We start from the raw sequence: 13,122 nt of genomic DNA, 5'->3' as shown, positions 1-13,122 counted from the left end.
AATCCTCACATCTTCAAAAAGTCATTAATTATCAAACATTTAATCATCAGAGTAAAAGTGGGGAGTTTCACCCGGTTTTTTCTAAAATGTTCTCTATTCCTTCTAAAGAGAATTATTTCGTTAAGCTAAAATAACGGTTAAGCGAGGGCAATGTCAAGCTCGCTTGAAACATTGCCGAGCACAAGAACAGAAGATAAACAAGTTTATCTTCTGCCATAGCGAGTACTTTTTCGATAAGCGAACACATATAGTCTAATGTAATTGAAGATTTTTTTGTTGATCGCTATCTTATATGTACTATTTTTGTACATTTGCGACAAATTAGAAGGAGAAGACGATGTAATGGATCACAACGCATTTCGGGTTGATATTGACCGTATTTTAAGAGATAAATCACCCAGATATTACAATAAAATTCCGAAATTTCTAACCAACTACCTCAAGCGGACTGTCCATCAGGATGATATTAACGGCATTCTGGAGCGGAATCAAGGGCTTGAAGGGGTAGCTTTTATGCGTGCCCTCATCGACAAAGAGTTCAAACTTACCCTTCAAACCAGAGGAGAAGAGAATATACCCGATGAGGGAAGATTTATTTTCGCATCTAATCATCCGTTGGGCGGACTCGACGGCATTTGTCTTTCTGCCATTCTGGGTGAAAGATATAACGGGAAGATTCAGTATCTTGTAAATGACGTGCTCTACTATATTGATCCGCTGAAACCTATCTTTGTTCCCATCAACAAATATGGTTCCCAGGCTAAAGATTCGGCACGTGCAATCAACGAGGCTTATGCATCTGACAACCAGATGATCACTTTCCCGGCCGGCCTCTGCTCCAGAAAGCAGAGGGGTGTAATCAAAGATCCGGAATGGTTGAAGAGTTTTATTATTAAAGCAGTTGAATATGAAAGAGATATTATCCCGGTACATTTTGCAGGCAGGAATTCCAACTTTTTCTACAATTTTGCCAATCTTCGCAAGGTATCGGGTATAAAATTCAATATAGAACTGATCTATCTGCCGGACGAAATGTTCAAGAATAGTAACCAGTCGTTCACCATCACCTTTGGGAAGCCCATTCCCCGGCAAATGTTCGATAAATCCAAAACACCAGCCGAGTGGGCTCAATACGTAAAAGAAGTGGTTTACTCGATGGCTTAATGACGACTCATTAAAAATAAAAAAGAGAAAGTATTATGGAGAAGATCATAGATCCTATCGATAAAAATCTGATAAAAAGTGAACTGACCGTTCAGAAGAGAGTCAGGACGACCAACAAAGCCAATAACGAAATTTATGTCTTCACCGCGCATGATTCACCCAACCTGATGAGGGAAGTCGGCCGGTTACGAGAGATCGCGTTCCGCCACTATGGCGGAGGAACAGGATTAGAAGCTGACATCGACCAATATGACACGATGGATGTGCCTTACCGGCAATTGATCGTATGGGATCCCGAAAATGAAGAAATATTGGGAGGTTATCGTTTTATCTACGGCTCGGATGTGGAGTTCAACGAGCAAAACAAGCCCATGCTTGCCACCGCCCATCTCTACAATTTTTCGGAGCAATTCATAACGGATTATCTTCCTCACACTGTGGAATTAGGCCGGTCATTCGTCTCACTCGAATATCAGTCGACATTGCTGGGCAGAAAAGGTATCTTTGCACTCGATAACCTGTGGGACGGGTTGGGAGCCCTTACCGTTATCGATCCGGGGATCAGGTATTTTTTTGGAAAGGTAACCATGTATGGCACCTATAATAAGGATGCACGCAATATGATACTCTATTTTCTTCACAAGCATTTTCCCGACAGCGAGAAACTGGTAACTCCCATTGATCCGCTCATGACAAACACCGACATAAGCCGGATGAAACAGCTTTTTACCGGGAAAAAGTTCAGTGAAGATTACAGGATACTTAATAAAGAGGTGCGTACCCTCGGCTACAATATACCTCCGCTGATTAATGCCTATATGAGTTTATCACCTACCATGCGTTTTTTCGGTACTGCCATCAACAACGAATTCGGCGACGTGGAAGAATCAGGTATCCTCATTGAGATAGACCAGATACTGGAAGAAAAACGTGCCCGTCATATTGAGTCATACCTCAAGAGTAATCCCAGCAAACGTTTTCTTATGCTGCTCAGAAAAAGGATAGCCGGTAGTGCGGGAAGAAGAAAGGTTACACTCCCGAAATTAAAGCGTATAGAAAAAAGGAAAGAGAGAAAATAGGCACCTCCGGCATTTATTCGCCTCTTCACACTATCAAAAAGACAGGAATACATCCAATATTCCCGTACCGGTCTTGCATACCCACCCCTGAACCGGACATTTTCACGCACCCTCACACCAAATCATAACTAACTGATAATTCAATCTTTATCATTCAAAAATGCAATCGTTTGCACAAGCAAACCGAGTTAATTAACTTCTTTTCAATGCCATTCCATTTAAGAAAATCTAACTTTGATGCTGGAAGTGAGGTGACAATAATATAATAAATGAAAAATGTTTATTAACCTTTCATTTTTTATTATGTGATACCCGCAACTTTGTAGAGGATGAAATGAGTATTAATCAGTTAATCTTATAATGTTAGCAACATGTATGTAAATTTCAAAAAAACTATGAAAGCGTTCCTGATGACGATGTTGTCAGGTATGCTAATGATTTTATCGGCCAACGCCCAAACCGGCGCTACGATAAATGTGAGAGGGACGGTAACGGATATTGCCGGCGAACCGATTATCGGCGCCAATATCCTTGTACAAGGCACCTTATCGGGAACAATCACCGATTATGACGGTAACTTCACGCTTCAGGCTCCTGCGGACGGCATCCTGGAGATAAGTTACATCGGCTACAGGCCGCAATCCATCCCCGTCAACAACAGAACGACCATCAATATAACGATGGAGGAAGATACGGAGTTGTTGGAAGAGGTGGTAGTGATCGGTTACGGAACCGTACGGAAAGATGATGCAACGGGCTCAGTGGTTGCTGTAGACGCAACAAAAATAAACAGGGGACTTGCCACCTCTCCTTCCGCATTACTGGCGGGACAAGTGGCAGGTTTGAGCGTGGTTTCATCAGGGGGGGCTCCTGGATCGTCTTCCAGCATCCGTATCCGTGGCGGTTCGTCCATGTCGGCCAGCAACGATCCGCTGATCGTGATCGACGGTGTGCCTGTGGATACTGAAGGTATCAACGGGATGGACGATCCGTTAAGTACTATCAATGCAAACGACATCGAAACATTCACCGTGTTGAAAGATGCGTCTGCTACCGCTATTTATGGTTCACGTGCCTCAAACGGCGTGATCATCATTACAACCAAAAAAGGGCATAGTGGAAAATTACGGGTGGCTTACAACGGGAATGTGTCTGTCAGTACCAGAACAGGATTGGTGGATGTAATGGATGCCCCCACTTTCAGGAATTATGTCATCAACTCTTTTGGTGAAGGTAGTCAGCAGGCGGCCGCGTTAGGCAATACCCAAACCAACTGGCAGGATAAAATTTTCAGAACTGCCGCCAGCACCGATCATAATCTCAGTGTTTCCGGCGCCATAACGGATTTCCTGCCCTATCGCGTATCCGTAGGATATACCAATGAGAACGGTATTCTGAAAACCTCCGGTTTAGAAAGATACACCGGAAGTATCAACTTGTCGCCAACCTTCCTCGACGGCTCACTGAGAGTGCAGTTGAACGCGAAAGGGGTGTACAATACCAATCGTTTTGCCGATCGTGGCGCCATCAACTCTGCCACTCAGTTCGATCCGACCATGCCGGTCTATTCCGAGACCAATTCTCCTTACGGAAACGGATATTATATGTCACTCAAAGCCGACGGGACTCCCATCGATATCGGGTTGGCCAACCCATTAGCCATACTGGAACAGAAATCCGACAGATCCAAAGTGTACAGGAGTATAGGTAATCTGCAACTCGATTATAACCTACCGTTTTTGGAAGGGCTGAGAGCTAACCTCAATATGGGTTATGATATTTCCGAAAGTAATGGCGATGTGATTATTACAGACAACTCTCCCATGAGTTGGGTCTGGGGAGATTACAAGGCCGGCTGGGGTGAAAATTCCACCTATTATCAATACAAGAGCAATACTCTGCTCGATTTCTATCTGAATTATACGAACAATTTCGGCGTACACAGAATCGACGCTATGGGAGGTTACTCCTGGCAGCGCTTCTATCGTGAAGAGGAAAATACATATCCCTATTCGGCTGCAATGGCTGCCCAAACGGGGAATGAATTTTACAAGGAAGGGAATGATTATTCTACGGAGAGCTATGTGATCTCTTTCTTCGGCCGTTTGAACTACTCGTTGCTGGAGCGTTACCTTCTCACACTCACACTGCGTAACGACGGTTCTTCCCGGTTCAGCCCCGGCAATAAATGGGGTTTGTTCCCGTCTGCGGCTTTTGCCTGGCGTATCATTAACGAACCTTTTATGGAGGATGCCGGAGATGTGATGTCCGACCTGAAATTACGTTTGGGTTATGGAGTTACCGGACAGCAGAACCTGGGTAGCGGCGATTATCCCTGGATGGGAAGATATAGTTACAGTCAGGCCGGAGCCAATTATTTCTTCGGAGATACCAGAGTTTCCCTGATTCGTCCCCTGGCATATGATGAAAACCTGAAGTGGGAGGAAACAGCCACTTACAATGCCGGATTAGATTTCGGGTTCCTGAATAACCGTATTAACGGTACATTCGATGTGTATTATCGTAAGACCACCGACCTGCTGAATACTGTGGGTATAGCTGCCGGAACAAATTTCAGCAACCAACTGCTTACCAACGTGGGCGAGTTGGAAAACAAGGGAGTTGAATTCAGCATCACAGGCAGACCCATCGTCAGCAGGGACCTGAACTGGAATGTAAGTTACAACATTACTTATAACAAAAACAGAATCACAAAGCTGACCATTAACGACGATCCCAGTTATGTGGGCGTACGCTTCGGCGGTATCGACGGCGGTACAGGAAATAATATTGCCATCCACAGCGTGAACTATCCTTCCGGCTCTTTTTATGTATATGAGCAGGTATATGATAATGACGGAAGACCTCTGGAAGGAGTGTTTGTGGATCAAAACGCAGACGGACAGATCAACGAAGAAGATATGATCGTTTATAAAAATGCGGCACCCGATGTGTTTATGGGACTTTCTTCCCAATTGTCATACAAAAACTGGGATCTCAATTTCTCATTGCGAGCCAATATCGGAAATTATGCTTATAATAACATCCAATCGAATCGTGAATCCAGATCGATCACCTACGATCCCTCCGGCTGGCTGAAGAACAAGGTGAACAGTGCGACCTTCACCAATTTTGATGCCGTACACTATCAATCCAGTTATTATATCCAAAATGCATCTTTCTTAAAGATGGATAATATCTCACTAGGGTATAATTTCAATAATATATCTAACTGGCTTCAATCTGCCAGACTTCATTTTACTGTGCAGAATCCCTTTGTGATTACGAAATACAAAGGACTCGATCCCGAATTCACCAACGACGGTATAGATAACAATATCTATCCTCACCCACGCGTATTTATCCTTGGGTTTAATTTAAACTTTTAATTCTTGAAAAATATGAAACGAGTAAAATATAAATTTCTGGTCATCGTAACAATCAGTATAATGGTTGCAGGACTTTCCTCCTGTCTCGATGACTTAAACACCATCCCGCTCGACAAGGAAGAGTTGGTGTCGGAAGTGGTTTTCGGAAGTGAAATAGGGCCTTATCAGGAACTGCTTGCCAAGATTTATGCCGGCCTGGCCATCAGTGGTAACAGCGGCGGTGACGGTGATCCCGATGTGGCGGGTGTGGACGGCGGAAGCCAGGCATCTTTTCTGAGAGGGCTCTGGAACCTGCAGCAATTGCCCACAGACGAAGCGCTTTGTGCCTGGAATGATGTGGGTATACCTGATTTGAATTATATAACATGGACAGCAAACAATGTCTTTATCAAAGGATTTTATTATCGTCTTTACTATCAGATCAACCTGGCCAACGCACTCCTGAGGGAAACAACCGACGAAAATCTCTCTTCAAGGGGAGCAAATGAGGAGGTAAAAGCAGAGATCAAAACATACCGTGCCGAAGCCCGCTTTATGCGTGCACTCGCCTATTACTATCTGCTGGACATGTTCAGGAACGTACCTTTCGTAGACGAAAACAGCCCGGTAGGCAGTACGCTTCCTCCACAGATCATGGCGGCAGACTTGTTCGATTATATCGAAAAAGAACTGACAGAATGTGAAGCGGATATGCTTGATCCTTTTGTGGGTTATAACAGAACTTACTACGGACGTGCACATAAAGCCGCCAACTGGACATTGCTCTCGCGTCTCTACCTCAATGCGGAAACATATATTGGAGTGAATAAGTATACGGAAAGTATTACTTACAGCAAAAAGGTACTCGACGAAAATTTTGCCCTCGATCCGGTTTATCGCAATGTATTCACGGCTGACAACCATAATTCAGTGGAAATAATTCTGCCTATCCGCTACGAAGGAGAGGATACCCAGACCTGGGGTGGGATGACCTTTCTGATGAGCAGTACGGTTCCCTCCGCTTTACAGGCTGAAATAAATTCAGTAGGTGCCTGGCAGGGTAATCGCGCATTGGTTTCATTGTTAAACTATTTCGAAAGGGAGAACAGACATGAAGACGATGCCCGTTTCTCTATGGTACGTATCGACCAAACCGAGAACTATGAAATCACGGATCCTTCCCTGTTCACCAATAACGGAATACCGATCGTGAAATACTTCAATACCAACAGTGACGGAACGCTCCCGCCCAGCAATATCGTATTTACCGATTTCCCCCTCTTCCGTCTGGGCGAGATCTATCTCAATTATGCGGAAGCAGTTTTAAGAAGTGGATCGGGTGGCGATCAGGCCACGGCATTGCAGTTGGTAAACGACTTACGCCGGCGTGCCTATACAAACGACAACGTAGCTACAATTACTGCTAACCAGCTTACGCTCGACTTTATTCTGGATGAGAGAGGACGTGAGTTTTTCTTCGAGGCACAACGCCGCACCGACCTGGTACGTTTCGGGAAATTTACCGGCTCTTCCTATATATGGCCGTGGAAAGGCAATGTACCGGCAGGAAGGTCTGTGGCCGATATCTATAAGATCTATCCTATTCCTTCTGACGACATAGGAGCCAATCAAAACCTGACACAGAATCCGGGATATTAATGTGTTAATGTGATGATTTACTGATTTGAAAATAAATAATCGTATGAAACGAGCATGATAACCGTTCTCACACAAGAACATGATTAAAAGCGAGTTCCATATGATACCTTTGAAAATAAAAGTTTTAATCATATGAAAAATATATTTAGTTTAATAATTCTACTGGCCGGTATAGGATTTTTCTATGCATGCGAGGACAATGACAACATTGTCCTGCAGCAACCGGAGAGTTTTGTGCTTAACACACCCAAATATGCTTCAGGGATCTATGACCTTCAGCATACCGAAACGATCGAATTTACCACCTCTCAGCCCGACTACGGGTTTACTGCCGCAACCCTCTACGCGGTAGAGATTTCCTTATCTCAGAATTTCGCAGAATATGCAACCCTGGCGGGCAGTTACTCTACCGCTAAATTCGATATATCTGCGCAAGATGTAGCCGTAGCATTGGTTGCGCTACATGAAGTGGAAGAGGAGAGTAATTACCCTGTCGATCCCCATCCACTTTACGTTCGTCTCTCCGCTACTATTTCAGGTAGTAAGGTTAGTCCTGTCTATTCGAATGTAATCACACTTCCTCAGGTGCTTGGTTATTTCGCACTCGAAGCGATGACGATGCCGGAAGAGATGTATATAATCGGAAATGTAGCCGGCAACTGGGATTGGAACAGCTCTACCGAAATGATCCCGGTATGGGGATCTCCCGGTAAGTTCTGGGCAATGCAATATCTGGGACAAACCGGAGATGGAGGCAATGCAGAGATCAAATTCAATTACGCCAAGGAATGGAATGGAAATGAGTTCGGTTATAATGATGTGACCATTGGGGAAGGTTCCGACGGTATATCCGGTAATGATGATAACAATATAACAATAGGCAATCCCGGATGGTATATCGTAGTGGTGACCACAGCCATCGAAGGGCGTGGGTACACGTTCAGCGTGGATTTCCTTCCGCCGTATGTCTACCTGCAAGGGGATGTAAATGGTGGCCACTGGGGAACGACCGATGAGGCCTACCGCTTCGCGATACCCGATTTATCCCTTGGCGCTGATGCCGAATTCGTCTCACCGGCGTTTACCGCTGCCACTGCTGCCGACGGAGGAATACGTGCCAGCATTCAATTGCCCGGACACGAATGGTGGCACACCGAATTCATGGTGTTCGACGGAGTGTTCATACCTCGCGGTGCAGGAGGCGACCAGGATCGTGTAGCCGGAACAGTGGGACAACGATTATCCATCAACTTTACCAACAGGACAGGCAACATAGAATAACAATAAAAATGAATACAATGAAGACTAAAATATATCTTTTGACAGCCCTGCTCGCGTTGATCGGTTTTGGAGCATGCGACGATGTGTATGATCATGTAGCCGCACCACCACAGGCCAATGAGCAGGAAGATGCACAATCGGTTGACGGGTTCACCATTGCACTGGGATCAGGCTTCAGTTCGCCAATCATACTGACGGAAGAAGCACTGGAAGAGAACACCCCGTTCGAAGCGGTCAAAGCAACAGCTACTCCGCAATTGGCGGAAGGAGCTACCGTTACCTTCAAACTGGAATTGTCATCTACAAATGAGTTTGTAAAGGTTGTAGAAATTCCATCGGTGAGCGGGGAAAATGCCGCAACCATCAACCCTGTCGACCTGGATGAGGCAGTAAAGAATCTCTATGGAAAAGCACCCAATGCACGTGAGCTTTTTGTACGGGTAAGATACTACATTACCGACGGCACTTCGTCGGTAATGATGCCCACTTCCGTAATACTGGGTCCCATTACTGTTACGCCCGTAGGTCCAGTAATTGAAGAAGAATATTACCTTGTTGGCAGTATCAATGGATGGAATATTGGAGATCTGGATGATTACAAATTTAATCATAGTGGTAATGACGTTTATGCAGATCCTTATTTCTCTATCCTTGTGAACAACCTGGAAGGCGAATTCAAAATCGTCCCTAAATCAAGTAAAGAGGCAGCATCCTGGGATGGTATTTTCGGCACATATGAAGCTGAAGCGCTGACAGGTGAGCTAAAACTTGATGGAGGTAACCTGAAAGTTACAGAACCCGGCTGGGTAAAAATTACGCTGAACATGATGGAGTACACCTACACCATCGAGATTATCGGAGAAATGAATCTGACGCTATACGTGCCGGGCGGCCATCAGGGGTGGTCACCGGAAACGGCGCCTACCCTTTATAGCCGTAATTTTGATTTCAAATATGACGGATATGTATATTTCGATGCGGCCCATGAGTTCAAGTTCACGGCAGGACCCAACTGGAACGGCCCCAACTACGGTGATGGCGGCGATGGTATCCTTTCCGACGATGGCGGAGCAGGCAATCTGAAAGTCACTGAAGCCGGCTATTACCAGTTGAGTGCCGACCTTTCCGGATCGCCATATACTTATTCCGCAGTAAAGACCGATTGGGGATTGATTGGCGATGCAACGGAAGGAGGTTGGGATAATTCCACTCCAATGAATTATAATCCTGAAACAAACAGATGGACTGTAACAACGACATTAGAAGCAGGAAAGGCTTTCAAATTCCGCGCTAATAATGGTTGGGATATTAATCTGGGAGGAGACACCAATAATCTGACATACGGTGGAGATAACATTGCTGTCACGGAAGGTGGAACCTATCAGATTACGTTGGACTTATCTGATCCGACCGCATACAAATGCACGGTTACCAGGCAATAAATTGTATCTAAATTTAAAAAGCACGGCGATTGTGCCGTGCTTTTTCTCTCTTTTCATACTGCTTTCTATACGGTATTCAGAATTATCACAGTGGGCTACCTAAAAAAGCATGATAATAATACCTTTAAGGTACTTATTTAAAGTAGACAAATAATGCAAAAACGTATTCTCTTTTATTTCAGTCTATTGACTCTGTGCATTTCCTGTCAACAATCAACGACAGAAGTAAAACAGGAAGATACGTTTGCCAAAGGCGCCGATATCAGCTGGCTACCACAAATGGAAGCTGATGGGTACATCTTCTATAACGACGACGGTACTCCTGAAGATTGTTTTAAGATTCTCAAAGACCATGGTATTAACTCTATCCGGTTACGCACGTGGGTGAATCCTTCGGATGATCCGCACAGCGGCCATTGCAGCAAAGAAGAAACAGTGGCTATGGCGAAAAGAGCTAAGGATTGGGATATGCGTGTCATGATCAATTTCCATTATAGCGACAGTTGGGCCGATCCGGGCAAACAACACAAACCCAAAGATTGGGAAGGACTCGATTTCGATCAACTCAAAGAAACACTGTATGATTATACCGAGGGAGTGATGACTGCTTTGAAAGAGGCTGGAGTAACTCCGGAATGGGTGCAGGCAGGCAATGAAATCCCTTCCGGAATGATTTATCCTGAAGGGCATACCGATAACTGGGATCAACTGGCGCAACTGATCAACTGCGGATATGATGCCGTCAAGGCAGTCAGCCCCACCACAAAAATCATCCTGCATGTCGACCAGGGAAATAACAACGAACGCTTTCGCTGGTGGTTCGATAATGCGGAAAAATACGGGGCAAAATACGATATCATCGGTATGTCGTTTTATCCATGGTGGTTAGAAGGAAAACCCGATTACAGTGAGATCATCGACGATTTGGGCCATAACCTGAACGATATGGCAAATCGTTACAATAAAGAGGTGATGGTAGTGGAAACAGGCGGTGAGGATACCAAACCGCAAAATACGTATGAGATGTTACGTGCCGTGATCCGGAAAGTGAAGGAAGTACCCGACGGTAAAGGAACGGGCGTCTTTTACTGGGAGCCGCAGGGTGCCCGTTCGTGGAGCCGTTATCCGCTCAGTGCATGGGGTGATAACGGGCGGCCGACAAAAGCAATGGATGCTTTTATAGAGTAATGAATCATCAGAGGAATTAAAAATATAAATCCCTGATCATTTTTTCAATCTACTTATCTGCATTAAATATAATAATCGTATGAAGAAAATAATTTTACTTTTTTCCCTTATTGTAATAGCAATATCTACGGCACACGCCCGTGAGGTGCATGTCGAACCCTCGTTTTGGTGGAGTGGCATGGAAGAGCCGGAATTACAGTTGATGGTATACGGCGAAAATATTGCCGGTTATATTCCGGAAGTGACTTCAAAAAATGTGAGAATCAAAGAATCGGTACGGCTGGAAAGTCCGAATTACCTGATCCTTTATCTCGATATCTCGGAAAGCAGCCCCGAAACATTCGATATCCTGTTCACCGACGGAAAGGAGAAAATCACTTATTCTTATGAATTGAAAGAACGTAATCCGGACAGGTACCACATAGAAAGTTTCGATGCATCAGATGTGCTCTACCTGATCATGCCCGACCGTTTTGCCAATGGAGATCCTTCTAACGACCAGATCCCGATGCGGATGCCTTACAAGGTAGATCGCAACCATCACAGCGCACGGCATGGCGGGGACCTGAAAGGGATATCCGATCGGTTGGATTACTTAGCAGACCTCGGAGTAACTGCTATCTGGCTTAATCCCGTACTGGAGAATGATATGGAGGGCGGATCGTACCATGGATACGCCACCACCGATTACTACCGCGTGGATCCCCGTTTCGGCACCAATGAAGAGTACGCAAATCTGATCGCCGACGCCCATTCCAGAGGAATGAAGGTGGTGATGGATATGATCTTCAACCATTGCGGAAGCGACCACCCCTGGGTGAAAGACGTGCCCTCGACGGATTGGTTCAATAACCTCGGTGAATATGTGCAGACGTCCCATATGAAAGAGATGTATTTCGATCCTTATGCTTCGGAATATGATAAGAGCAAGATGGTAGACGGCTGGTTCGTACCTACCATGCCCGACCTCAACCAACGGAACCGGCATGTGGCAAAATACCTGATCCAGAACAGTATCTGGTGGATCGAATACTCGGGAGTGGACGGCATCCGGCAGGATACCTACCCCTATGCCGATTATGATATGATGGTCGACTGGATTGAAGCCGTAGAGAAAGAATATCCCCAATACAATATCGTAGGAGAGGCATGGCTCAACAACCCTATCGGCACCTCTTTCTGGCAGAGGAACAGTCCGATCAACCCGAACAACACCAAATTGAAATCAGTGATGGACTTCCGCTTTATGGGATTGTCGCACAGCGCTTTCTTTGAAGAAACCGGTGAATGGAACGGGGGATTACACGGCATCTACGACCACATGACCTACGATTTTATCTATCCCGATATCTATAATGTACTGCGCTTCCTGGACAACCATGATACCGACCGGTTCCTGAAAGAGTATCCCTCCGATCTGGCCGGATGGAAGCAAGGGATTACGTTCCTGCTCACCATGCCTGGCACCCCGCAGATCTACTACGGTACCGAATTGCTGATGAATGGCAACAAGAGCAGGAGCGACGGCGATATCCGTCTCGACGTGCCGGGCGGGTGGCCCGGGGATAAGACGGATCATTTCACTGCAGAAGGGCGCGACAGGTTACAGAATGAAGCGTTCGATTTTATGAAGAAACTGCTTCACTGGCGGCAGGGCAATGATGTGATCGCGTATGGCGATATGAAACATTATGTGCTGCAAAAAGGCGTTTATGTCTATGAGCGTTACTTAGGGGATGAAAGCGTATTGATTTTTATGAACGGGACATCGAAACAGGTAGAGATAAACCTCGACCGGTACGCCGAGTCAATAAGAGACAGAACCGGATGGACTGACCTGCTCTCGGGTAGAAATGTTTCGCTGGAAAAAACGCTGACACTTGCGCCCAAAGAAGTGCTTGTGCTGGAATAATAGTGTGGAATAGTAGAAAGGTCATATGT

The 13,122-nt window shown here is 45.4% G+C and carries 8 protein-coding genes; all 8 read left to right on the top strand.

Features of this window, described 5'->3' with window-relative positions:
• Nucleotides 1–342 precede the first annotated feature (342 nt).
• The 8 genes from U2P89_RS04675 (at nucleotide 343) to U2P89_RS04640 (ending at nucleotide 13,093) form a co-directional block, all read left to right on the top strand.
• Nucleotides 343–1,164: a 1-acyl-sn-glycerol-3-phosphate acyltransferase gene (locus U2P89_RS04675; protein WP_322190755.1), complete on the top strand. Its 822-nt coding sequence runs from the start codon at nucleotides 343–345 to the stop codon at nucleotides 1,162–1,164.
• A 35-nt stretch (nucleotides 1,165–1,199) separates the two neighbouring features.
• The gene (locus tag U2P89_RS04670; protein ID WP_322190754.1) at nucleotides 1,200–2,243 is read left to right on the top strand and encodes a GNAT family N-acetyltransferase; all 1,044 of its coding nucleotides are present in this window, start codon (nucleotides 1,200–1,202) and stop codon (nucleotides 2,241–2,243) included.
• 395 nt (nucleotides 2,244–2,638) lie between these two features.
• Entirely contained in the window at nucleotides 2,639–5,632 is a 2,994-nt protein-coding gene (locus U2P89_RS04665) for a TonB-dependent receptor (RefSeq protein WP_322190753.1), read from the top strand.
• Between the two features lie 12 nt (nucleotides 5,633–5,644).
• Entirely contained in the window at nucleotides 5,645–7,270 is a 1,626-nt protein-coding gene (locus U2P89_RS04660) for a RagB/SusD family nutrient uptake outer membrane protein (RefSeq protein WP_322190752.1), read from the top strand.
• Nucleotides 7,271–7,402: 132 nt separating this feature from the next.
• On the top strand, nucleotides 7,403–8,551 hold the full coding sequence (locus U2P89_RS04655) for a SusF/SusE family outer membrane protein (protein ID WP_322190751.1): 1,149 nt from the start codon (nucleotides 7,403–7,405) through the stop codon (nucleotides 8,549–8,551).
• A 17-nt stretch (nucleotides 8,552–8,568) separates the two neighbouring features.
• The gene (locus tag U2P89_RS04650) at nucleotides 8,569–9,993 is read left to right on the top strand and encodes a SusF/SusE family outer membrane protein (RefSeq protein ID WP_322190750.1); all 1,425 of its coding nucleotides are present in this window, start codon (nucleotides 8,569–8,571) and stop codon (nucleotides 9,991–9,993) included.
• A 153-nt stretch (nucleotides 9,994–10,146) separates the two neighbouring features.
• Nucleotides 10,147–11,181, top strand: coding sequence for an arabinogalactan endo-1,4-beta-galactosidase (locus U2P89_RS04645; RefSeq protein WP_322190749.1), 1,035 nt, complete (start codon nucleotides 10,147–10,149; stop codon nucleotides 11,179–11,181).
• Nucleotides 11,182–11,260: 79 nt separating this feature from the next.
• Nucleotides 11,261–13,093 (top strand): glycoside hydrolase family 13 protein, encoded by a 1,833-nt coding sequence (locus tag U2P89_RS04640; RefSeq protein ID WP_322190748.1) that lies wholly within the window; start codon nucleotides 11,261–11,263, stop codon nucleotides 13,091–13,093.
• Nucleotides 13,094–13,122 lie beyond the last annotated feature (29 nt).

Source organism: Proteiniphilum sp. (assembly GCF_034331125.1).
Classification (GTDB): domain Bacteria; phylum Bacteroidota; class Bacteroidia; order Bacteroidales; family Dysgonomonadaceae; genus Proteiniphilum; species Proteiniphilum saccharofermentans.
This window is presented reverse-complemented; position numbering and strand designations above follow the sequence as displayed.